The sequence below is a fragment of the Deltaproteobacteria bacterium genome (assembly GCA_019310525.1).
Classification (GTDB): Bacteria; Desulfobacterota; DSM-4660; order Desulfatiglandales; family HGW-15; genus JAFDEE01.
This window is the reverse complement of record JAFDEE010000004.1, coordinates 49,897-74,140: the sequence shown is the minus strand read 5'-3', so window position 1 is coordinate 74,140 and position 24,244 is coordinate 49,897. Positions and strand designations below refer to the sequence as shown.

The 24,244-nt window shown below is 56.8% G+C and carries 19 protein-coding genes; 5 read left to right on the top strand and 14 right to left on the bottom strand.

Features of this window, described 5'->3' with window-relative positions:
• Positions 1-412: 412 nt before the first annotated feature.
• Entirely contained in the window at positions 413-1,033 is a 621-nt protein-coding gene (locus JRF57_01180) for a LysE family translocator (protein MBW2302303.1), read from the bottom strand.
• A gap of 507 nt (positions 1,034-1,540) precedes the next feature.
• On the opposite strand from JRF57_01180, the gene JRF57_01175 reads away from it, so the two are divergent.
• From JRF57_01175 to JRF57_01165, 3 genes are all read left to right on the top strand, one after another.
• A complete protein-coding gene (locus tag JRF57_01175) occupies positions 1,541-2,680 on the top strand; it encodes an MFS transporter (protein ID MBW2302302.1) in 1,140 nt (379 codons plus the stop codon).
• A gap of 191 nt (positions 2,681-2,871) precedes the next feature.
• Complete coding sequence (locus tag JRF57_01170; GenBank protein MBW2302301.1) at positions 2,872-4,632, top strand: ABC transporter ATP-binding protein; 1,761 nt, start codon at positions 2,872-2,874, stop codon at positions 4,630-4,632.
• Positions 4,633-4,655: 23 nt separating this feature from the next.
• A complete protein-coding gene (locus JRF57_01165) occupies positions 4,656-6,773 on the top strand; it encodes an ABC transporter ATP-binding protein (GenBank protein MBW2302300.1) in 2,118 nt (705 codons plus the stop codon).
• A gap of 149 nt (positions 6,774-6,922) precedes the next feature.
• Here the strand turns inward: JRF57_01165 and JRF57_01160 are convergent, their stop codons facing one another.
• The 12 genes from JRF57_01160 to JRF57_01105 all read right to left on the bottom strand — a co-directional run bounded on the left by JRF57_01160 (position 6,923) and on the right by JRF57_01105 (position 21,066).
• Positions 6,923-8,065, bottom strand: coding sequence for an ABC transporter substrate-binding protein (locus JRF57_01160; GenBank protein ID MBW2302299.1), 1,143 nt, complete (start codon positions 8,063-8,065; stop codon positions 6,923-6,925).
• A 145-nt stretch (positions 8,066-8,210) separates the two neighbouring features.
• Positions 8,211-8,921 carry an ABC transporter ATP-binding protein gene (locus JRF57_01155; GenBank protein ID MBW2302298.1) on the bottom strand — a complete coding sequence of 237 codons (711 nt, stop codon included), beginning with the start codon at positions 8,919-8,921 and terminating at the stop codon, positions 8,211-8,213.
• Positions 8,911-9,678 (bottom strand): ABC transporter ATP-binding protein, encoded by a 768-nt coding sequence (locus tag JRF57_01150; protein MBW2302297.1) that lies wholly within the window; start codon positions 9,676-9,678, stop codon positions 8,911-8,913. Before JRF57_01150 ends, JRF57_01155 begins: the two co-directional genes overlap by 11 nt.
• Positions 9,675-10,559, bottom strand: coding sequence for a branched-chain amino acid ABC transporter permease (locus JRF57_01145; GenBank protein ID MBW2302296.1), 885 nt, complete (start codon positions 10,557-10,559; stop codon positions 9,675-9,677). Before JRF57_01145 ends, JRF57_01150 begins: the two co-directional genes overlap by 4 nt.
• Before the next feature lie 10 nt (positions 10,560-10,569).
• Positions 10,570-11,433, bottom strand: a complete 864-nt coding sequence (locus JRF57_01140; protein ID MBW2302295.1) for a branched-chain amino acid ABC transporter permease — start codon at positions 11,431-11,433, stop codon at positions 10,570-10,572.
• A 183-nt stretch (positions 11,434-11,616) separates the two neighbouring features.
• The gene (locus JRF57_01135) at positions 11,617-12,234 is read right to left on the bottom strand and encodes a cyclodeaminase/cyclohydrolase family protein (protein MBW2302294.1); all 618 of its coding nucleotides are present in this window, start codon (positions 12,232-12,234) and stop codon (positions 11,617-11,619) included.
• Positions 12,218-13,501, bottom strand: coding sequence for an imidazolonepropionase (locus JRF57_01130; GenBank protein ID MBW2302293.1), 1,284 nt, complete (start codon positions 13,499-13,501; stop codon positions 12,218-12,220). Before JRF57_01130 ends, JRF57_01135 begins: the two co-directional genes overlap by 17 nt.
• 8 nt (positions 13,502-13,509) lie before the next feature.
• On the bottom strand, positions 13,510-14,406 hold the full coding sequence (ftcD, locus tag JRF57_01125) for a glutamate formimidoyltransferase (protein ID MBW2302292.1): 897 nt from the start codon (positions 14,404-14,406) through the stop codon (positions 13,510-13,512).
• Positions 14,407-14,502: 96 nt separating this feature from the next.
• Positions 14,503-16,548, bottom strand: a complete 2,046-nt coding sequence (locus JRF57_01120; protein MBW2302291.1) for a urocanate hydratase — start codon at positions 16,546-16,548, stop codon at positions 14,503-14,505.
• Positions 16,549-17,314: 766 nt separating this feature from the next.
• Positions 17,315-17,656, bottom strand: a complete 342-nt coding sequence (locus JRF57_01115; protein ID MBW2302290.1) for a 4Fe-4S binding protein — start codon at positions 17,654-17,656, stop codon at positions 17,315-17,317.
• Between the two features lie 17 nt (positions 17,657-17,673).
• Positions 17,674-20,103, bottom strand: a complete 2,430-nt coding sequence (locus JRF57_01110; GenBank protein MBW2302289.1) for a molybdopterin-dependent oxidoreductase — start codon at positions 20,101-20,103, stop codon at positions 17,674-17,676.
• A gap of 258 nt (positions 20,104-20,361) precedes the next feature.
• Complete coding sequence (locus tag JRF57_01105) at positions 20,362-21,066, bottom strand: endonuclease III domain-containing protein (GenBank protein MBW2302288.1); 705 nt, start codon at positions 21,064-21,066, stop codon at positions 20,362-20,364.
• A 169-nt stretch (positions 21,067-21,235) separates the two neighbouring features.
• On the opposite strand from JRF57_01105, the gene fusA reads away from it, so the two are divergent.
• Complete coding sequence (fusA, locus tag JRF57_01100) at positions 21,236-23,269, top strand: elongation factor G (GenBank protein MBW2302287.1); 2,034 nt, start codon at positions 21,236-21,238, stop codon at positions 23,267-23,269.
• 179 nt (positions 23,270-23,448) lie between these two features.
• Positions 23,449-23,805, top strand: coding sequence for a cytochrome c3 family protein (locus JRF57_01095; protein ID MBW2302286.1), 357 nt, complete (start codon positions 23,449-23,451; stop codon positions 23,803-23,805).
• A gap of 108 nt (positions 23,806-23,913) precedes the next feature.
• Here JRF57_01095 and JRF57_01090 read toward each other — a convergent pair whose 3' ends face one another.
• Positions 23,914-24,102, bottom strand: a complete 189-nt coding sequence (locus tag JRF57_01090) for a 4Fe-4S binding protein (protein MBW2302285.1) — start codon at positions 24,100-24,102, stop codon at positions 23,914-23,916.
• Positions 24,103-24,244 lie beyond the last annotated feature (142 nt).

The window sequence follows — 24,244 nt, the reverse complement described above, 5'->3', positions numbered from 1 at the left end:
TCCTGACCCCGATCCGGCGGCGGCTCCGATAGTGCTTGAACTGAACCATAGACTCACACCACAATCGATCCGAAGGATGTGTCCGGCCCCTTTCCGCCCCAATATGACATGGGGAGACCTTTGAAAAACGTCCTCTTTTGCCCAATCTCTGCGCCTGCCTGTGCCGGGCCTATCTGCCGTTCCAACGGGATAGGCAGGCACGGCAGACAGGTCAGACTCAAATTTTAATCCTCGAAATACTCAATGTATTCCTGCGGTTAAAATTTTCGCCTTCCTTGACCTTAAACAAAATTGAACATTTTTCAAAGGTCTCATGGGGGACAGGGCGCAATAGAGGAGCATGGGGGACAGGGCGCAATAGAGGAGTGAATTATAGAGAGAAAGGTCCCATGGGTCAACGAAAACCAGGGGGTTATACGAGGAGAAGGCTTGAGAGGCCGGAGACAACCTGGTAGACACCGAAGCCCGCGAGGGCCAGGGCCGCCACTATCCGCAGGACCTTGCTCACCCTCTCGTCCAGTCTCCCGGCGGAGGCGAAGAGAATGATGAGGACCCCCAGGCTGAGGATGAAGACACCGTAAAAACCCCCGAGGAAGACGATCCCGTAAGCGGGTGATTTCTTCCATCCGGTGAGCACGATGGGTCCGCCGATTATGCTCCACCACAAATAAGGATTGGGATTCAGGAAGTTCATGGTGACTGCCTGGAAAAAGGTCCGACGGGCTGCAGATTCCCCCGGATGCGGTGCAGTGTCACCCTTTTTGAGGGTAAGGGCGAGGCTTCCGGAAAGATAAAGGAGGAAGAGGCCCCCTGCAGTCCTCAGGATTTCGAGGAGGGTCGGGGGGACCTGGGTCAGGACGAACAACACCAGGGTGATGATGGGTCCGTCGGTTGCCAGGGGGGCCAGGGCCGCAGGAAGGGTTCGCCTCCAACCCTGCCTGAGGGCCTGTGAGAGGAGATAGGCCTGAAAGGGACCGGGCATTATCGTTGCTGAAAGGGCGAGAGCCGCCCCCTGGAACAGATAAAAAAACATAAGGCCTCTCATGTTAGTGTCCCATTCCGGGAATGGGGGAAAATCCCTCGCTTTCAGGCGGAGACTAGAGTCCCAGGTTATGCCGCAGGGGCAGGCGGGGGGCATGGCCTGAAACTTCAAAACCATACCAGGCCCCCTTTGCAACGGCCAGCAACCCACGCCGCAGGCCAGCGAGAAGACATCGCGATGAAATTAGCCGATTCCTTCAAGGGGTGCAAGAGGCAAGTCTTCCATAACTGCGGGCATTTTTTCACGATGGATACGTGGAGAAAGCATTGGAGTCCTAATCTAGTGTCCGGTCTTGGATATAACTGCAGCCATCAGGACACCGCCTGCGGAGTATCAACGGATCAGGGTAGGTTTGAATGGTCATGTTTGACATATAATTAAAATCGTTCATAATGCCCCTCTGGCGGCCCTTGATTCCGCCTCCCTTTGGCACCTTCGAGGACCTCCATTCGCTTTCTTCCTTCCTGAAGAGTGAATCCGAATATATTACAGAAGGGCATGATGGACCTAAAGCAAAACCCCATGTACCGCTTCCTTGTCGTCCTGACCATCGCATCAACGGCTGGGCTTCAGGCGTGGCTCACCCTTTTCAACAACTTCGCGGTGGAAGCCGTAAACCTCGATGGACAACACATAGGTATAATCCAGTCGATTCGGGAGATCCCTGGATTCCTCGCCCTTTTTGCCATCTTCGCCATGATGGTGATCCGGGAACACCGCCTCTCGACCCTGAGCATTATGATCATGGGCCTGGGATTGGCCGGTACCGGATTCCTTCCATCATTCGGAGGCCTTATTTTCACCACCCTTGTGATGAGCTTCGGGTTCCACTACTTCGAGACCACCAACCAGTCCCTGACCCTTCAATATTTCGATAACACTCAGTCTCCCCTGGTTTTCGGCCGCCTGCGAAGCCTTGCGGCGGCATCAAGTATCGGGGTGGGGATCCTCATCTACCTGGCTTCTTTCATATTGAATTATACCCAATGTTATCTGCTCATCGGCGGCCTTGTCGCCCTTGCGGGCATCTGGGGGTCATTCCGTGATCCTTCGAGCCGGGACATCGTGCCCCAGAGAAGGTCCATGGTGATCCGCAAAAAATACTGGCTTTTCTATTTTCTGACCTTTATGGCGGGCGCCAGACGGCAGATCTTCATGGCCTTCGCGGTATTTCTAATGGTCAAGCGGTTTCATTTTCAGATCCAGGAAATAACGGCCCTTTTCGTGTTGAACAACTGTGTGAACTACTTCCTCAGTCCCATAATCGGAAAATCAATCCTCCGGTTCGGCGAAAGACGCATTCTCACCCTTGAGTACGGGGCTCTTGTCCTTATTTTTCTGGCCTACGCCACGGTTCATTCGCGGCTCCTCCTGGCCTTACTGTACGTGCTTGACCATGTTTTTTTCAATTTTTCCATGGCCATTCGAACCTATTTCCAGAAAGTCGCGGATCCCAGAGACATAGCACCCAGCATGGCCGTCGGATTCACCATAAACCACATAGCCGCAGTGGTTCTTCCCGCCCTTGGAGGGCTCCTCTGGATGATCGATTACCGGATCCCTTTCTTTGCTGGGGCCTTTATGTGTCTGATTTCCCTGGCTGCAGTCCGGAAAGTTCCGCCAAAGAGAAGGTCCTGACCGCTTTGAGCCTGACGCCGCTTGTCCGCCGGTTGTTTGGCGGGCTTGTCACGCCGTAGCCGTGAGAGAGGCGGAGGATTGCAAAAATTGGCCATTTATGGATGGGCACTAGTTAAAAGCCAATAACGAATTGTTGACAGGCCCAGCCGGCCTCCAGTATCTCTTTTTTCATGAACAGGAAACGCCGTCCCATGGCCATAAGGAAGATCCTTCACAACTTCCTGCCTCTCAAGCCCTACTTCTCGGAAAACCGGGGGGCCCTGATCCTGGGCCTCGCCAGTCTGGTGGCGGTGGACTTCCTCCAACTCCTGATCCCTTTGGTCATCAAGAAGGCCATTGACACCCTCACGGCCGGCACCGCCTCCACCCGGCTCCTTCTCCATTTCGGGGGGATGATCGCGGTGATCGCCCTTTTGATGGCCTTCCTGCGCTACCTGTGGCGATACCTTCTCATCGGGCTGTCCCGGAGGATCGAAGAGGGGTTGCGAAACACCCTGTTTTCCCATCTTCTTACCCTCTCTCAATCCTTTTACCAGAGGACCAAGACGGGAGATGTCATGGCCCGGGCCATCAATGACATCAATGCCGTGAGGATGGCCACGGGAATGGGCCTGGTGGCCCTGACGGACGGGCTGGTCCTGGGGATGGCGGCCATCGGGTTTATGCTCCATATCAGCCCGCTTCTCACCCTCATTTCCCTCATCCCGGCCCCGGTGATCATCCTTGTCACCAGGGGCTTGACCCGAAGGATGTCCACCGGATTCGAAAGGGTCCAAAAGACCTTCGGGGATCTCACGGAAGGGGTGCGGGAGGCCTTTTCCGGCATTCGGGTAATCAAGGCCTATTCCAGGGAAAAATGGCAGTACCGGAAAATTCGGGAAACAGGCGATCGATACGTCTCCGAGAACATGAAACTGGCCCGGACTTATGCCCTGTTCTTCCCCATGATGATGATCTTCACCAACCTGGGGCTGGCCATAGTCATCGGTCTGGGGGGAGGCCTCACCATCCTGGGGCGCATCAGCACCGGGGATTTCGTGGCCTTCATCAGCTACCTCAACCTCCTCACCTGGCCCATGATGGCCCTGGGATGGGTTGCCAACCTCCTCCAGAGGGGATCGGCCTCCATGCGGAGGATCAACGGGATCCTGAACGAGGAGCCGGAAATCCGGGACATCGGAGCCATTCGAAAGTCCGGCGCCATTAAGGGACAAATCGAGTTCAGGGGACTCTCTTTTCGCTACCCGGGCCAGAAGGAAGACGCCCTTCGAGAGATCCACCTGATGATCCCGGCAGGCCGGACGATCGCAATGGTCGGCAGGGTGGGCTCGGGCAAAACGACCCTGTTCCACCTTCTCGCGCGCCTTTACGACGTCCCCCCCGGGACCCTTTTTCTCGACGGAAAAGACATCCGCGATATTCCCTTAAAGGTTCTGAGGGGAAGTATCGGCTTCGCGACCCAGGAGGCCTTTGTATTTTCCGATACCGTCCGGAATAATGTCCTTTTCGGGCGAAAGGGCGTTTCGGACCGGGAACTGGAATCCGCCCTTCGGACGGCCCAGGTCCTGGAAGAATTCCAGGCCCTGGAGCAGGGCCTGGACACGCTCCTGGGAGAAAGGGGGATCACTCTTTCGGGAGGACAAAAACAAAGGCTGACCATTGCCCGGGCGGTCCTGGGGGATCCTCCCATCCTGATCCTGGATGATGCCCTCTCCATGGTGGACACCCGTACGGAGGAGAGGATCCTTTCCGAGATCCTCGGAAAAAGGAAGGGCAAGACCACCCTCCTCGTATCCCACAGGCTTTCCACCATCGGCCGCGCGGACAGGATCGTGGTTTTTCATCAAGGCAGGATCATCGAGGAGGGGGATCACGAGACCCTCTTGCGCCGGGGCGAGGAATACGCCCGGCTTTACGAAAGACAGCAATTGGCCAGGGAACTGGAGGAATAAAGGAAGGGGGATCGGAACAGCCGATGGCGATGCACGGAGATTACGGTTATATGGAGGAGAATCGGCTGGGGAAACCATACGATGTCAAGCTCCTCAGGCGGCTGGCCCGGTATGCCTTCCCTTACAAGGGGGTCATGGCCCTCGCCCTGCTCATGGCGATCCTGCTCACCCTCCTGGACCTGGCGATTCCATACTTGTCCAAGATCGCCATCGATCACTATATCCTCGCCGCGTACTACCGGGTGGAAACCGGGAAACTCAAAGGTGAAAAACCCCTCCGGGACTTTTTTACAAGGCATGACCGAATGATCACAAAAAGCCCGGACGGAACCTGGGGACTCGTTCCTCAAACCGATCTCAAGAAAATGGATCCCGCCCTGCTCCAACGGTACCGCTCAATGGGCCTGATCTCCCAACGGCCCTATTACAAGATCCCGGCCGAATCCTTCGGTGAAATCTCATCCGCAAAGATACGCCTGGCCGCCCGGGCATTGGAAGACGGCAGCTTCGCCGTGCCCAGGGACATGTTAAAGGAACTCCTCCCGGCCGAGCGCATGAAGGTGAGGAAAGAGGACCTTCGGGGGGTGCTCCAGGTAAGCCTGATCCTGATAGTGTTTCTTGCGTTGTCCTTCGGCCTGGGGTACGGGGAGTATTACCTCCTCGAGAGAACGGTGCAACGAATCATGCAGGATATCCGCATCGAACTCTTCGATCGAATACAATCCCAGGCCCTGACCTTTTTTGACCGCCACCCCGTGGGGCGGCTGGTGACCCGGGTCACCAATGATATCGAAAACCTCAACGAGATGTTCAAATCCGTGGCGATCACCGTTTTCAAGGATATCCTGATCCTCACGGGCATCCTGGCCGTATTGCTCTACCTCAACTGGCGCCTGGCCCTGCTCTGCTTTCTCCTGATTCCCTTCCTGTTCGGAATCACCCTTCTTTTCAGTTCCCTCGCCCGCGAGGCCTTCAGAGAGTTGAGGGCCGCCGTGGCAAAGATCAACGCCTTTCTGCAAGAGAGGATCTCCGGGATGCGGATCATCCAGCTCTTCACCCGGGAGGAGAACCAGATGGAGGCCTTCACCCGCATTAACCACGAAAACTTTCTGGCAGGCATGAAGCAGATCAGGATATTTGCGGTCTTCATGCCTGTGATGGAACTCTTCTCGGCCCTCGCGGTGGCCCTCATCATCTGGCGGGGGGGAGGAAAGGTGATTGCGGAAGAGCTGACCCTGGGATCCCTTGTGGCCTTCATCAGTTATATCCAGATGTTCTTCAAACCCATCAGGGACATCTCGGAGAAGTACAATATCATGCAATCCGCCATGGCTTCCACGGAACGGATCATGGAATTCATGGACCACCGGGAGGAGATCCCAGATCCTGTGCATCCTCGAAGACCCGGAAAGTTCAAGGGACACATCGAGTTCCGATCCGTTTCTTTTGCTTATCGGGACGGGCGGCCCGTCCTTAAAGATATTTCCTTCGAGATCAAGCCGGGAGAAATGGTCGCCCTCGTGGGAGCCACGGGTGCCGGCAAAACCACCGTGGTCAATCTCATAGAACGATTTTACGATCCAGGGGCCGGACAAGTGCTCCTGGACGGCCAGGATCTCAGAGAATGGTCCAAGGTCGAGCTGAGATCCCGATTGGGGCTCGTGCTTCAGGACGTCTTCATCTTCTCAGGGAGCCTCGAAGAGAATATTTCCCTGGGCAGCAAATCCATCTCCCCTGAGGACATCAACCGTGCCATACGGGACGCCAACGCCGATCGGTTCATCCGCAGGCTTCCCGGGGGTCTCCAGCAGGAAATGGGAGAGCGGGGCTCCAATCTCTCGGCAGGGGAACGACAGTTGCTCTCCTTTGCCCGGGCCCTGGCCCGCTCGCCAGGGATCCTCATCCTGGATGAAGCCACCTCCAGCGTCGATCCCGAGACCGAGCGGCTCATCCAAGAGGCCATTTCCCGGATGACCCGGGAGCGCACCACCCTGGTGGTCGCCCACAGGCTGTCCACCATCCGGAATGCCGACCGCATCCTGGTCATGCACCGGGGACAAATCAAGGAACAGGGGACCCACGAAGAATTGATGGCCCTCCGGGGGCTCTATTACAAACTCAGCAGGTACCGGCTGGTCTAACCGTTTCCACTTTCGGCCCAGAATCAGGAGAGACAAGGGACCAAAACCCGCAGGAGTGCGCCCATGCCGGGCGCACGACAATAAAACCCCCCGGCCCTTGGGGTTTTCGGGCCGGGGGGTTTGGAAAGTATCCGGAGGGATGAGTCCCGTTAAGGAGTGATGAGTCCCAGGTCCTTAACCACGCCGAAATGGTGGAACCGGCCGTCCTTAACGATCTGCACCTGGACTTCCTTCACCACCTCGCCGATGTCCGTGAATCCTTTGAGCACGCCGGTAAGGCCGTTGAAATCCTTGGTTTCAGCAATGGCCTTGCGGATATCCCGGCCCTTGAGGCTTCCCGCCCGCTTGATGGCATCGCAAATGATCATAAAGGCATCATAGGCGGATGCCCCCACCATGTCAGGTTGGATACCGTATCGTTTTTCGTATTCCTTCAAAAAGGCCTGGACCTCGGGTCGGGGATCGTCGCGGTTGAGGTTGGTCACGATGACGAAACCTTCGGCGGCCTTTCCCGCGATCTCGATAAACTTAGGAGAATCCGCGCCCTCCTCTCCAAGGATTCGGGTCTTCATTCCCATTTCCCGGGCCTGCTTTACAATGGGACCTGTCTGAAAATAGTAACCGCTTGCAAAAATCAGGTCGGGATTCAATTCCTTGATCTTGGAAAGATAGGGCTTGAAGTCCTTCTCCTTGAATGGATAGGTCTGGGCCGAAACGATCTTCATCCCCTTGGCCTTGGTTTTCACATAGGTCTTGAATCCCTCCGCCAGGGTCCTTCCAAAGTCATTGTCGCTGGTCAAAAGCGCCACCCGTTTGGCATGAAGCAGTTTTTCGGAGACATACCCTGCGGATTTGCCTTCCACCATCCCCAGGAACCCGTTCCGGAAGCAGTAATCGCCCGCCCGGGTGATATCGGGATGGACTGCGTAAGCGGATACCAGGGGAATCTCCTCATCCTGGAATATGGGTGCGACGGCCCGGGTGGGGGTGCTGTAGGAACCCGCAACCAGCCCGACGATGCGGTCCTGCTGGATGAGTTTGCGGGCCAAGGCCACGGCCTCCTTTCCATCGGCTCTGTCGTCGTATACCACCAGTTCGACCTTCTTTCCCAGGACTCCTCCTTCCTTGTTGATCCGCTCCAGGGCCAGCTTGACGGAATTGTGGACGCTCAAGCCGTCGGCAGCGGCAAAGCCGGTCAACGGGGCAAGCAGGCCGATCTTTACTGTGTCGGCCGCCCAGGCGTTCCCCGCCAACAGGCCGAAGACCGCGATCAGGATGAAAACAAACCTCATGTGTTTCATCTTCCTTACCTCCTTTCCTTCCTTCATGGCCGTCCGTCCCAAAGGGACGAACAAAGTTTGGATTTCCCTGCATCGGTGAGAGGGGTCGACCTTCCATGTCTCGAAGGACCGGACTGCAGCCCCCCTCGCCCCCTGTTCATCGGCCCAGGTAGGCCCGCTTGACCTCTGGATCCTCCATGAGATCCTTCGCATCTCCCTGGTATGATATGCTCCCGGTCTCAAGCACATAGGCCCGATGTGAAACGGCCAGGGAGGCCACGGCATTCTGCTCAACAAGAAGAATGCTCAGTTTCTGCTCCCGGTTCAGTCGAGCGAGGAGGTCGAAAACCCGATCCACCAGCTTGGGCATGAGCCCCATGGAGACTTCGTCCACCAGGAGAAGTTCCGGATCCGAAACAAGGGCCCTGGCAATGGCCAACTGCTGCTGCTCGCCGCCTGAAAGGGTGCTGGCAGCCTGGTTCTTTCTTTCCCCGAGGATTGGAAAAAGCTCATAGAGCCAGGAAATCCGTTCCTCCAGGGGGAGCTTCCCCTTGAGCCTGTAGGCCCCCACCAGCAGGTTCTCGAAGACCGTGAGCCTGGGGAAGACCCGGGCCCTCTCCGGGACCATCCGGATTCCGGAAAAGGCCCGCCGATGGGCCGGAAGGGAAGACACCTCTTCTCCCTTGAAGCGGATACTTCCTGCCTTCAGGGGGACGATCCCCATGATGGCGTTGAGAATCGAGGACTTTCCGGCCCCGTTGGCCCCGATGATGGAGACCAGTTCACCCTGATCCAGGTGAAAACTCACGCCGTTCACTGCCCGGATGTCACCGTAGGAAATATGAAGGTCCCGTGCTTCAAGCAGCATGGACATCCCCTTTCCGGCCGAGGTAGGCCTCGATGACCCGCTCGTCCTGCTGAATCTGTTCAGGGGTCCCTTCGGCGATCTTCCTTCCGTGATCCAGGACTACGATTCGATCACAAAGCTTCATGGTTACCTGCATATTGTGCTCAATCAGGAGCACGGTGATCCCATCCTTCCGGATGCCCAGGACGAGTTCCTCGAGTTTTTCGATTTCCTCATGGCGGAGTCCGGAAAAGGATTCGTCCAGAAGCAACAGCTTGTGCCCGATTACCAGGGCCCGGGCGATTTCGAGCCTCCTGAGGTTGCCCAGCGGGAGAAGTCCCGCCTTCCGCTCTGCCAGCTCAGCCAATCCCACCCGTTCGAGCATTTTCATGGCCTCCGCCTTTTCCGCCCTTGAACGCCATGAAGACCAGATCCTGGACAGCCCCCCATAACGCCGGATTCCCCTGGCCACCAGCACATTTTCCAGGACCGTGAGCTCTGTGAAAGGTTTCACGATCTGGAAGGTTCGACCCACCCCCAGGGCGGCGATCTGGTGGGGAGGGAATCCGTCGATACGCCGACCTTCGAAAAAGACGTGTCCCGAGGTGGGGCGGTATACACCGGAAATCAGGTTGAAGCACACGGTCTTGCCCGCTCCGTTGGGTCCCAGGAGCCCAAGGATCTCCAGTGGTCGAACCTCGAAATTCACCTCGTCCACGGCCCGGAGGCCTCCAAAATGCTTGGAGAGGTTCTCGACCTTCAGAAGCGCATCGCTCATGATCTTCCTCCAAGCAAGGCGGGCAGGATCTTGTGGCGCAACAGGCTTCTCTCCCCCAGAATGCCGCCCGGCTGGAAGCGGATCATAAGGAGAAGAAGCACCATATAGAAGAGGATCCTGTAATTTTCAACCGGCCGAAAGAGTTCCGGCAGGGCCCCCAGGATCAGGGCCCCTACCAGCGGCCCCCAGAGGGTGCCCATGCCGCCCAGGACCACCATGCTCAAAAAGGAGATGGATACGGGGAAGGAAAAGTCCGTGGCGGCGATAAAGCGCATGTAGTGGGCATAAAGGGCGCCGCCCACGCCGGCCATGGCCGTACCCACGACAAAGGCCAGGAGCTTGAATCTGACGGGTGAGATGCCCATGCTGGAGGCGGCCGATTCTTCCTCCCTGAGGGCGAAACAGGCCAGACCCGCCCAGGACCGGCTGAACCACCAGCAGACAAGGAGCACGATCACCAGGAAAAACAGGCAGAGGGAGAAAAAGGCGAGGCCCTTGAGCTTCAGGCCGAAAAGGTAGATCCGGGGTATCCCCCCGATCCCGAGGGCCCCGCCGAAGAAGGGGACATAGAGAAAAACGGCCTCCACGATAAAGTTGATGCCGATGGTGGTAATGGCAAGGAAGTCTTCCCGGACCCGCAGGCTCGGGAGCCCAAGCAGCAATCCCACGAAGCCGCTGATGAGGACGACGAAAGGAAGCCCGGCCCAGAAGGACAGGCCCGCCTTGGTGGACAGAAGGGCCGCACTGTAAGCCCCGATCCCGAAAAAGGCCGCGTGTCCCAAGGAAATCTGACCGGCATACCCCACGATCACGTTGAGGCCGCATACCGTGATGGCCTGTATGGCGATGATGGTCCCGATGGTGATGAGATAGGAACTCAAGATGTCCTCCCTAGCGCGATCCCAGGAGCCCCTCGGAACGCCACATGAGAACGCCGATCATGGCGATGAAGGCAAGGGCGTCCCTTGGGAGGGGGATGTTGGCGTATCCGATCAGGATGGTCTCCGCCACGCCGAGAAGCAGGGAAGCGATCACGGCTCCCGGCACCGATCCCATTCCCCCCACTACGATCAGGGCAAGGGTCTTATAGGCCGGAACCGCGCCCATGGTGGGATAGACCTGGTTGTAATAGATCCCGACGAGAATCCCTGCAATGGCGGCCACGGCCGATCCGATGACGAAGGTCACGCTGACGATGAAGTGGCTGTTGATCCCCATGGCATCGGCGATGGACAGGTCCTGGGAGGTGGCCCGCATGGCGAGACCCAGTTCCGTTCGGGTGGTCAGGTACCAGAGAAAGAGCAGGACACCGGCCGTGATGCTATATACGGCCAGGAGCGTGGATGAAATCTGGATGCCCCCCAGGTGAAGCTCCGGGAAGGGAAGACGTGCGGGGAAAGTAAGGATATAAGGGCCGGCCACCAGCCTGCACATCTCTTCTATGGCAAGCATTACGGCGATACTTCCGATCAAGGGGACGTAGGGGGGATACTTCAAAAGAGGATAGTAGACAAACCGCTCGATGAGCACTCCCAGGAATGCACAGCATGCCATGCTTCCAAGAAATCCCAGGATGAGACTCCCTGTCAGATTGAAAAAAAGGAGGCCCATGTAAGCCCCAACGGTATATAGGGCTGCATGGGCCACGTGAAGGATCCGCAAAATACCGTAAACGAGGGCCAATCCCAGGGTGACCAGGGCGTAAATGGAGCCCATGGCGATGCCGTTGAGGAGCTGTTCCAAAAAGAGTTGCATGGTCGTCTTGATGCACTCTAAAGGGTTGCGGGACCCCCTCCTCCCTGAAAGGAACGGCCGGGGTCATCGATTTTCTGGGCAACCAAAAAGGAAACTCCGTCAATATGGCGGAAAAACGGGCAAATTTCAAGCCTTCACGGGGCATCCACAAACGTGGCGGAATAAAAGGTAGGGTTTTGGGTCCTATAATTTCACCCGGGCCAGGAATTCCCTTTCCTTTTCCACGACACTTCCTTCGAGGGATTCCACCCTTTTTGCGATTTGTGCCACAAAATCCTCGTCCTTTATGGACCCCAGGTTGATTTTCACGTTGTAAAGGGCGCCCAGGACGGCGGTGCGTGCCGTCATGACGGCCACAGCCCCGTCGGTCACGGCGTTGCGGTTCCCCTTCTCGATCACCTTTCCGGCCATCTCCATGACCTGGAAGGCATCTTCCGCTACCCCCAGGGGAACCAAGGCAGCCTTTTTCAGGGCCTGCTGCACTGCCTTTGACCTTTCGGCCTTTTCCTCTTCCGTTTCCTTGGGCAAACGGAAGGCGGCCATGACCTCTGCGTAAGCCTCTGAATCCCGGTCGATCTCCCCGGCGAGTTTTTCCCTATACCCTGCGGCCTCTTGTGCGATCTTTTCCATCTCAGGGCCTTGGGCCTCGTAACCCTTCCTCCCGACGGTGAGGGCCGCCACCATCTCCGCAAGGGCCGCCGCTACCGAGGCGCACAGGGCAGAGATGCTCCCGCCGCCCGGCACGGGTTCCTTTGACGCCGTTCTTGCCAAAAAGTCCCTTATATTAAGATCCGCCAGCAAGTGGACCATTCCTCCTTTCTTTGTCGAACACCAGTCGTCCGTCCTTCACGACCTTTTCCACCGTGCTCACCCCGATATGATAGGGGATATACCTGTAGGAGGGAAATTCAAGAATGATGAGATCTCCCTTTTTCCCGGGGTCGATACTTCCAACGGTGTCGGCCCGGTCAAGGGCCGCCGCACCGTTGATGGTCATGGCCGTGACGGCCTCCTCCGTCGTGATGCCCATATAAAGGGTGGCCAGGGCGAAGAGCAGGGGCACAGACTCCGTGAAGCAGCTCCCGGGGTTCAGGTCAGTGGCCAGGGCCACGGCACACCCCTTGTCGATCATTTCCCTTCCCCGGGCATAGGGCTCCTTCAGGCTGAAGGCCGTCCCGGGAAGCAGCGTGGCCACAACACCTGCCCGGGCCATATCCTGGATGCCCTTGTCCGAGGCCTGGAGCAGGTGGTCCGCAGAGACCGCCCCCAGCTCCGCGGCCAGCTCCGCGCCGCCCAGGGACACGATTTCATCGGCATGGAGCTTGATCTTGAAACCCATCTCCCCGGCCCCCTTGAGCAGGCGCCTGGACTGGTCCACGGAAAAAACGTTTTTCTCGCAGAAGATATCGCAAAATTCCGCAAGCCCCCGCTCCCTTACCTCGGGCATGACCTCCCGGAGCATGAAATCGATAAAGTCGTCTTCACGGCCCTTGTATTCCCCGGGAACAGCGTGGGCCCCCAGGAAGGTCGCGGCGATGTCCAGGGGGTGATTCTCCTGGAGGTACGCCATGACCTCCAGCTGCTTGATCTCCGTTTCCCGGTCCAGCCCGTACCCGCTCTTTCCCTCAACAGTGGTCACCCCGAAAGAGAGCATGGAATCCAGCCGTTTCATGCCCGAGGCAATGAGTTCTTCCCTGGTGGCCTCCCGGGTGGCCCGAACGGTGCTCAGGATTCCTCCCCCCCGCTCCATGATGGACATGTAGCTGTCACCCCGCAGCCGCCAGGCGAACTCCTCGGCCCGATAACCACCGAAAACGAAGTGGGTATGGGAATCCACAAAACCCGGCAAAACGGCCTTGCCCGTCGCATCAATGACCTCGAATCCGCTCTCATCAAGGCCGGAAAGGATCTCCGTCGTCTTCCCCACGGCCCGGATGCGTCCTTCCTCTACCACCACCGAACCGTTCTCGATGATATGCAGATCCTTCATTTCCCCGCCCTGCTTCGCCTTGAAACCATGGCAGGTGACCACTTCCGATGCATTCTTGATCAAGATGTTTCCGCCCATTGGTTTCATCACTCCATAATCCGGGCCTCGAGTACCTGGCTCATGGAGAAGCCTTCGAGCCCGAGATAGTATGCGGCGCAATCGATCAGGGCCTCCATGGGAACCAGACCCACGATCTCGCTTCCCACCACGTTGACCCCGTATCGCCTGGCCTCCATGCGGATGAGTTCAAATGCCCGGTAGAGGGCGGTCCGGGTATAATCCGTCATGTTCATGGAGACCTGGACGATGCCCCGGTCCTTGAGTTCCACGCCGATGGCCTTGCAGAAACGCAGGCCGCCGCTCAGGTGCCGAACCTTCTTGGCGATACTGTCGGCGATCTCCATGTTCGAGGTGTCCAGGTTGACGTTGTAGGCCACGAGGGGCATCCTGGCGCCTATCGCGGTTATGCCCGCCGTGGGATGGATGGTCTCCGGCCCATAGTCCGGCTTCCATTCAGGGTCCTTCAGTTTTTCCACCATCCCCTCGAATTGGCCCTTTCGAACGACAGCCAGGTTTTTCCGTTCCGGCTTCGTGGCCGATTCCTCGTAAAGGAAAACAGGGAGACCGTACCTCTCCGAGATCTCCCGCGCCACCTCCTTAGAAAGTTCGACAGCCTCCTCCATGGTTACGGTCTTGATGGGAATGAAAGGCACCACATCCACCGCTCCCATGCGAGGATGCTGTCCCTTGTGCCTTGTCATGTCGATAATCTCCACCGCCACTCCAATGGCCTCGATGACTGCATCTTTCAGGGGCTCGGGCTCACCCACGGTGGTGACCACCATCCGGTTGTGATCGTGGTCCCACTGGTAATCAAGGAGCTTGACCCCTTCCTTCTCCCTGAAAGGAGCAACGATCTTCTCGATCTTTTCCCTGTCCCTTCCCTCACTGAAATTCGGAACGCACTCGATGATCTTTTTCATGGCTTACTCCCTTTCCATGGCAAGGTTCCGCTTTCCGCAAACAGGAACCCAGGGAACACGCCCTGGAAGGTTGAATTCCTATTTCGGCCTCACGCTTTACCCTTCCTTCTTTTCAAAGGCCTCGGCCACGAGGTCCCTGACCAGCTTCTCATCGGCGATATAGGGAAGCGTGATATGATCCGCACCCAGGTTCCTTTCATTGTACCGGATACTCGTCTCAACAGCGTTCGGGTTCCGGGCCCAGGCCCTGCGGGCCACGCCTCCCACGACATCCCAGGGGACGGAGGAGCGGATCACGCGGTCGACCCTTTCGCTGCCGTCCAGGACCAGACCAAAGCCGCCGTTGATGGCCTTCCCGATTCCCACGCCGCCCCCGTTGTGTAGAGCCACCATGCTCATTCCCCGCGCGGCGTTCCCGGCAAAGCACTGGATTGCCATGTCGGCCATGATGTTGCTGCCATCCTTGATGTTGGAGGTCTCCCTGAAAGGCGAATCCGTCCCGCCGGTGTCATGATGGTCCCGGCCGATCATGACCGGCCCGATTTCGCCCCTTCGCACCATTTCATTGAATTTCAGGGCGATGTCCCTCCGGCCCTCGGCGTCCTGGTAAAGGATCCTGGCCTGGGTCCCCACTACCAGCCTGTTCTTCTCTGCATCCCTGATCCACACCCAGTTGTCCCGGTCCTGGAAACGCCTTTCAGGATCAATGCACTCCATGGCCGCGCGATCGGTCTTGAGGAGGTCCTCAGGTTTTCCACTCAGGCAAACCCACCGGAAGGGACCGTAACCGTAATCAAAGAAAAGGGGCCCCATGAGGTCTTCCACGTAGGAAGGAAAAATAAACCCGTCCATGGGATCCCGTCCGTTCTTGCAGATCTCGCGAACGCCTGCGTCGTACACAGCTTTGAGAAAGCTGTTGCCGTAATCGAAAAAATAAGTCCCCCGCTCCACAAGGGTCCGCACGAGTTCAATGTGGCGCCGCAGGGATTGATCAACGCGCTCCCTGAAGGCATCCGGATCCGCTTTAAGCATCTCGGTCCGTTCCTCGAAGCTCAGCCCTTGAGGGCAGTAACCCCCGTCGTAGACTGCATGGCAGGAGGTCTGATCGGAGAGGAGATCGATTTTGACCCGATGCTCCACGGCATACTCCAGGAGGTCCACGATATTGCCGTAAAAGGCGATGGCAATGCTTTCCTTCTTCTCCAGGCACTCTCCGGCCCGCTCAAAGGCCCTTCCCGGATCATCAATGACTTCACTCACCCAGCCCTGCTCGGATCGGGTTCTGATCCGCGATGAATCCACTTCAGCGATGATCCCGACCCCTCCGGCGATCTCCACCGCCTTCCCCTGGGCGCCGCTCATGCCCCCAAGGCCCGATGAAACAAAAAGGACCCCCTTCAAGTCCTGATCCTTGGGAATCCCGAGCATGGTACGGCCCGCGTTCAGGATCGTACTGTAGGTCCCATGAACAATCCCCTGGGGGCCGATATACATCCACCCGCCGGCGGTCATCTGCCCGTAATTCGCCACCCCAAGGGCCGCCGCCCGCTGCCAGTTTTCGTAGTCGTCGAATTCACCCACCATTAGGGCATTCGTGATGATGACCCGCGGGGCGTCGGGCGAAGAGTGGAAAAGGCCGAGAGGATGTCCAGATTCCACGACCAGGGTCTGATCCCGCGTCATGACTTCGAGATAGCGCTTGATAAGCCGGTACTGCATCCAGTTCTGGCAGACCTGGCCGGTTTCCCCGTAGGTGACGAGTTCATAAGGGTAAAGGGCCACGTCAAAATCCAGGTTGTTATCGATCATCACCTGAAAGGCCTTTCCCTCGATACACCGTCCCTCATACTCTTCGATCGGCCGACCCGTGATCTTTCCCTCCGGCCTGAAGCGGTATGCGTAAATCCTCCCGCGGGTCAGAAGCTCTTCCAGGAACTCCGGGGCCAGGACTCCGTGCCATTTTTCAGGAACATAACGGAGGGCGTTTTTCAGGGCGAGTTCGGTCTCTTGTTGGGTGAGGGTGAAGGGCCTTTTAGGGGCCCTCCGAATGCCATCCACAAAGGCGGGCCTGGAAGGGAGTTCATCGAAGATCTCCTCCAGCTTGACGCTCATGGCCCTGGAAACGTCCTGATTATGCTTCATGGTTCTTTCCTCCCCAAAAATAAGGTGAAGATAAAAGGCGGCTTTGAAAGGGATCTCTCCGCCGGTCTTACGCTTTGTTTTTCTTTTTTCCGAAGTCCCCCGGTTTCGCCCGCCATTCATCCTATAGCGGCCCTGGGTTGCCATAAAACCGGCTCTTCTCCTCCCCATGGAGAAAAGGCGTGACAGAACCGAAAGACTTGGCAAAAACACTAAATTTTTATTTTATATCTGAAATAGGGTGGGTTTCAATATGGGTTGATTAGGAGGAAAATGCTAGGAAATCACTCATATTATACCTGAGCCTTTCATCTACTCTCTGAGACCTCTGAAAAACGCCCCCTTTTGCCAATCTTCCGCCTTCGCTATGGCTACGGCGTGACAAGCCCGCCAGACAGCGGCGGACAGGCCCTGCCTGCGTATTTCGTTCCTTCATCTATCCTGATTCAGGGCCGAAATACGCCCGCTCCGGAGAAAATGTCAGCCCCTGCTTTCCGCTGCCTCCGGGGAATCTGAATCCTCGAAATACTTCAATGTATAGATGCCTGTCCCGCTTGGCATTCTAAAGCGGGATGGTTAAAATTTTCGTCTTCCTTGACCTTGAACAAAATTGAACGTTCTTCAAAGGTCTCTCTATTCCGGGATGTCCGCCGGGAGAGAGGAAAGCCAGGTGTCTCCCGGGCTTTTCTGCCCAACTCCTGAGTAGAACCCGGAAGGGACCCGCCCTCGGACAAAAGCGCTTCACCGGGAGGTCCCCTCCGAGCCTTCCTTATCTTGGTTTCCATAAGACCATTCTGGGCTTTCCCTTCATCTCTTCGGCCAGTTCCTCGATCGTTCCGTATTTTATGCATGACGCCATGCAGTGTTTTACACAGGCCGGCTCCAGACCTTTCTTAGTCCTGGGTCTGCAAAGGATGCAAAGTTCCGTCGGAAAAGGGAGGAAGGCAAGGTATGCCTTGTCCTTGGGCAGGTTTTCCACCACCTCGAGGACCCTCATCCCAGACATGCCGGCCGGCCAGCGGTATTCCTGGGAACAGGCCACCACGCAGGTATGACAACCCGTACAATATTCATAGTTTATCAGCAGTCCGTATTGGGATTTCTCGGCCATGACTTTCTCCCTGTGTCTTAATCCGCTTTGTATATCCTGCACATGGAATGTTTGACCGGGGCTCCCAGGCCGTCTTTTCCCTGGGCACCCATGGGAAGGAGCAAATTGATATTGGGTTCCCACACGCCGTAAAGCTCCGGTTCCGCCCCCTTCCGCTCGGGGAACCACCAGCCGTGTGCCGCCATGACCATCCAGCGGGGGACGATGGGGCTCACCTTGGCCTTGAGTTTGGCTCGTCCCTGCCAATTTTCCACCCACACCCATTCGCCGTTCCCGATCCCATGCTCTGTGGCGGTATCGGGGTGGATCTCCACCACGGGATCCGGATCAATGGCCCGGAGCCACGGTATCATCCGGTGCTCGGAGTGAAAAAAGGCCGGAGAACGTCTCCCGGTGGAGAGGATCAACGGATAGTCTCTGGCAAGATCGGGCCTGCTCACGGGGGTGAAGGGAGGTTCCTCGTGATGGGGCAGGGGCTTGAGGCCCCACTCTTCCCGGATGGTGGAATATAGCTCGAACCTGCCCGTGGGGGTCTGAAACCCGGGCTTCCGGTCGGCTCGAAGGAGCCCCCTCTCGTGGCGGCGATAGGGGTGGCTCGGGTGGTCCTCGGGAGGAAAAACCCAACCCTTCTCCTGAAGTTCACGGAAGGTCAGGCCAGAGGGACGGATAATATCGTCGAAAAGCTCATGAATATTCTTCCACTTGAGATCCGGATCGAACCGCCGGGCCAACTCGAAGTTGATTTCCACGTCGGGCCGGCATTCGTCCACCCTCACGGCCCTGTTGATACTCTGGAGGGGTATCCACCAGGTACGAACTCCGTCCTTTTCCAGGAAGGTGGCCGCAGGCAGGACCACGTCCGCATACTGGGTCGTGGGTGTCATGAAAAGGTCCACCGCCACGATGAACTCCACCTTTTCGAGTGCATCGCGCCAGCGCCTGGGATCCATACCGATACCGCCGAGAGGATTGCAGGTCTGAATCCAGAGACCCTTTATGGGATAAGGCTTTTCCGTGAAAATCTGTTCCAGGGTCAGATCCGTCTGGGTCCGCCAGATGAAGCGATTGAATGGGCCGTAACGATCGGCGCCGATCCTGGGCTCGTCCTGTTCCTTGTCTTTCAAACGAATAACCCCTTCTGCGCCGGGAAGGGCATAGGCCACGGCATCGAAGGCGAACCGGGAGATCACGTTTCCGCCCGGCACATCCAGGTTCCCGGTAAGGGCCCAGAGGGAGGCAATGGCGTGACACAGGGGGGTGATCCCGGGAGTCATATCAATGGGAACCCCCCACTGTATGGAGGCCGGCTTGCTCCGTGCATAAAAGCGGGCGGCTTTTGCGATCAATTCGGCCGGGACCCTGGTGATTCTCTCCACCTCCTCCAGGGGGTATCTGTCCACCTCGGCCCTGAACGCGTCCCAGACCGTGCGGCAGGGCACCTTTCGGCCATCCGCCAGGGCCACCTCCCATCTCCCTGAAAGGGCCGGCTCCACATCCACCGGATCGTACCGGAGTTCCTTCGTATCCCAGACAGCGGGCCGTCCTCCCTTTTCATCCCAGACAACGAAATTCCCCTCCTTGCCGTCGGTGCACAAATCGCTTTCCCTCAAAAGCCTACCCGTGTCTTCCCGCAAAAGATGGGCACCGTTGGTCCACTTTTCGAGGAATTCATGGTCGAACAGGTCCTCGTCCAGGATGACTTTGAGCATACCCATTGCAAGGGCCGCATCGGTGCCCGGCCTCAACTGGAGCCAGTACTTCGCACGAGAAGCGAACCAGGAAAGCCTGGGATCCACGGATATGATTTTGGTGCCCCGTTTCATCAGGTCGATGATCCAGTGGCCGAAGAGATTATCGGGGCAGGTGGCCGGGATATTGTATCCCCATACGATCATGCACTCCGGCACCTCGAAGCGTGGATCCTCGTAACGCTCCGGGAACCACTGGCCTGCATCGAACACGCAGTAATCTCCCTGAAAGGTATCCAGGGCGGCGATCCTGGGGCTGTAACAGGCGTTGCCGCTCAGGGCGAACATGACATTGGGGCTCCCGTAAGCATAGGCCAGGAGGCAGATCCAGGGGCCGATATCCCTGCCCGTCCCCATGGAAAAGATCACACTTTCGGGCCCAAACTCCTTCCGTATGGCTTTCATCCGCTTCTCGATGAGATCAAAGGCCTCTTCCCAGGAGATTTCCTCCCACCGGTCTTCCCCCCGTTTTCCCGCTCGCTTGAGGGGACGGCGCAGGCGCTTGGGATGCTCAATGTATTGGGTCATGGCAAGGACCCGGGCGCAAAGCCGCCCCTGGTTCCAGGGATGCTCCGGATCCCCCTCGATCTTGATCAGCTTCCCGTCTTCCACATGGGCCAAAACACCGCATCCCCCGTGACACCCAGGTCCTGCGGACCAGGTGGTGGTACGAACGATATGCCGTTTTTTATCCTTCATTTACTCCTCCATAGCACAGGGCATTATTGGAGATTCATTCACTTCCAGATCCAAATATTACGTAGATTGATTATCTATATATTGAATTGTTTGGGCTCTGTCAAGACACGAGTACAAAGGCCCTTACACAGCCCGGCGGGAGGACCTCGAAACCGGAATAATGAAGGAAGGCGGTTTTCCATGGCCCACAACGGCCCGGAATCGTTCAGGAATCCCGCAAAATCTCATGGAGAAAGGCCCGGATCCGGGCACGGGATGTCACCTGCCGGGACTCTGGGGGCCCCAGGTTTCAAGCGGGCAATCCCGGCAAAGGGGTTTCCTGCGGCAATATTCCTTTCCCACCTTAACGATCAGGGCGTGAAACTCGTTGAAAAGCCGGGGATCCTCGGGGAGGTGATCCATGAACAGGGCCTGAATCTCGTCGTAGGCGGCCTCCTCGGCTATCATCCCGTGGCGGGAAAGGATGCGGTGGGTATAGGCGTCCACAACGAAAACAGGTGCCCCCGCCCCATAGAGAATGATGCTGTCGGCAGTCTCAGGTCCTACGCCTCTTACCGAAAGAAGCCCTGCCCGGATTTTGGCGGGTTCTTCGGTGAGGAAGGCCTCAAGATCTCCGTCATATTCCTCCAGGATGAAAGTCACGAGGTTCTTGAGCCGTTTCGCCTTGATATTGAAATACCCGGCGGGCCGGATCACTTCCGCCAATTCTTCGTTGGGCACGGAGTAGATTCGATCCAGGGTGAGCAGGCCCCGCCCTTTCAGGTTGACAATGGCCCGTTCCACATTTTTCCAGTTGGTATTCTGGGTGAGAATGGCTCCCACCATCATTTCCAGTGCATTTTCAGCAGGCCACCATTTCTGGGGGCCGAAACGGTCCAGGAGGAGATCAAACATCTTCCGAAGCCTCCGACCTGTAACGCTAAGACTCTTCAATGGTCCCTCCCCCTCAGGTCTGCCGTCCATTTGGCTTGACAGAGAAGGGAAGATACCTTAGATTTACCCTTCATGTCAAACGCCAAGCGCAAGACTGGCGAGCCTTTGCAGGCCTTTCGGGGTGGAAAACCTCAACCTCCGCCGGCAGGCCAATTCATTTATAAAGATACCACCCCAAGGCACTACCGGTGATTTCGCCATGGCATCCGATAAAAAACTCATCAACACCCGCAATATCGGCATCATCGCCCACATCGACGCGGGCAAGACCACCATAACGGAGCGGATCCTGTTTTACACGGGCCGTGTCCATAAAATGGGAGAGGTCCATGACGGCGAAGCCACCATGGACTGGATGCTGGAGGAACGGGAAAGGGGGATCACCATAACCTCCGCCGTGACTTCCTGTCAGTGGCTCGGGCGGAGCATCAACATCATCGACACCCCGGGACACGTCGATTTTACCATTGAGGTGGAACGCTCCCTGAGGGTCCTGGACGGTGCCATCGGCGTTTTCTGTGCGGTGGGAGGCGTGGAACCCCAGTCCGAAACGGTTTGGCACCAGGCCGACCGTTACCGGGTGCCCAAGATCGCCTTCATCAACAAGATGGACCGGATCGGAGCGGATTTCTTTCGTGCGGTGAACATGATCCGTGAACGCCTCGGCGCGGATCCAATGATCCTTCAGTTGCCCTGGGGCTCCGAGGACACCTTCACCGGGGTCATTGATCTCATCAAGATGAAGGCCATTCTGTGGGAAGAAGATACCCTTGGGGCGGCATATAAAGAAATCCCCATTCCGGATGATCTCAGGGACCAGGCCCGGGAACACAGGGAGGCCTTGCTCGAGAGCTTGGCCGACAAAGACGATCACATCATGGATCTCTATCTCTCGGAACAGGAGATCGGAGATCATGAGCTGAAGCGGGCAATCCGTGAAGCCACCGTTCGATTAAAGGCCGTGCCCATCCTCTGCGGTGCCGCCCTTCGAAACAAGGGCATCCAACCGCTCCTGGACGCCATCGTCGACTATCTTCCTTCACCCCTGGACATACCGCCAATTACCGGCATCGTTCCGGGAACCAACAAGAGGGAGACCCGTGCCGCCGACAGGAAGGGTCCTTTATCGGCCCTGGCCTTCAAGGTCCAGATGGACCAGGGCAGAAAGATGACCTACATCCGGATCTATTCCGGCACCCTCAAAACCGGAGAGACGGTTTACAATCCCGGAAAAAAGGTAAAGGAAAAGCTTGCGCGCCTGCTGAAGATGCATTCCAACAAGAGGGAGCGGATCAATGAGGCGTCTGCCGGCGATATCATCGCCACCATGGGCCTGAAACTCACAACCACCGGGGACACCCTTACGACCGAGGAGCACCCCATTCTTCTCGAAAACATCAGCTTCAACGAGCCGGTCATCAGCGTGGCCCTGGAGCCCAAACGCATTCAAGACCAAGACAGACTCTTGGACGCCTTGGCGAAGCTTTCCGACGAGGACCCGACTTTCAAGTACCGGATCGACGAGGAAACGGGCCAAACCATCATTTCAGGAATGGGGGAACTTCACCTCGACATCGTCGTCGGGCGAATCAGGCGGGAATTCCAGGTGGAAACCAACCAGGGGAAACCCCAGGTGGTATACAGGGAGACCATCACCCGGGATGTGGAACACGAAGAGATCTTTCAGAAAGAACTGGCTGGCCAACAACACATTGCAGGCGTAGTGCTGGCTCTGAAGCCTCTTACCAGGGGAACGGGCAACCGATTTGTGGACCGGTGCGAGAATCCCGATCTGACCGAAGAATTCTTGAGGGCCATCCAGGAGGGAATCCAGGAGGCGGCCATGAGCGGAACTTTGCTGGGATACCCCGTGCTGGACGTTGAAACCGCCCTCTTGAACGTCCATATCCACGAAAATTTCACAGATGAGATGGCCTTCCGGGTCGCAGCCACCATGGCCTTTCAAAAGGCGATGGAAAAGGCGGAACCAATCCTTCTGGAGCCCATAATGAAAACCGAAATCCTCGTGCCCGAAGAATTCGTGGGGGAGGTTATCGGTGACTTGAATGCCCGGCAAGGTAAAATCGAACAGATTACAGCCAAGGGCCCGGTCCAGGTCCTCACAGCCAGCGTTCCTCTTTCCAAGATGTTCGGATACTCCACCGCTCTCAGGTCCGTGACCCAAGGCCGAGGGACCTTCAGCATGCAATTCAGCCACTATGATCAAGCATGACAGGGGTCTCAGGCTTTTAAGGCTTGACATATCCCCCGATGATTGACTACTTTTTGGAGTAGCCCTATCGTCGGGGAAAAATGAGGTTCCAGCTCTATCGAGAAACAGGAGGTCGAAAATTGGCGATGAGAAAGGGAAAGATTGCACTCTTTGCTTCTGTGATTGTCGGTATCCTCTTCATGGCAGCCGGATTGCTGACTGCAGCGGATACACCTGATGTCGTAAAGATTGAAAACCAGGGTTATAAGAAAGACCGAAAAGGTGCCGTAACTTTCACCCATAAGAAACACAGCGAGGATTACAAGATCGCCTGCACGGAATGTCACCATGATTACAAGGACGGAAAAAACCTGTGGAAGGAAGGGGACCCGGTCAAGAAGTGTGTGGAGTGTCATGACCCCAAGAAAAAGAATGGAAAGGTCGACAAGTTGATGAACGCCTTTCATAAAGATTGCAAGACCTGCCACAAGGAAGTCGCAGCCCAGGGCAAAAAGGCTCCTTACAAAAAGTGCAACGACTGCCACGCCAAAAAATAGGAAACATTCAACTATACCTAAAAGAAGAAGCCGCTCCGAAAGGAGCGGCTTCTTCTTGGCTGAAAACCCTTAAAATTTCAGCAATAAAATCAGCTAATATCAGAGGGACTAGACCTCTGTTACCGTGATGGCCTCCTGGTCACACACCTCGACACAGCTCTCGCAGCCCAAGCACTCTTCAGCGTTCACGGGCACGGATTTTCCGTCCTGCATCTCGTACACGTCCACGGGGCACACCTCTACGCACTCCTCACACCCTTCACACTTGTCATGATCAACGGTTACTTGATAACCCATCTTGCATACCCTCCTCTTATTAAAATATGAATTCTGAAGCTTTGACCCTTGAGCGGCCAAGCCGCCCTCTTCTCTGAATCAAGGGTGAAATTTCCTTAACAAAGGGGTATCGTTAGTGTCAACCATTTTTTTCCACCCAATC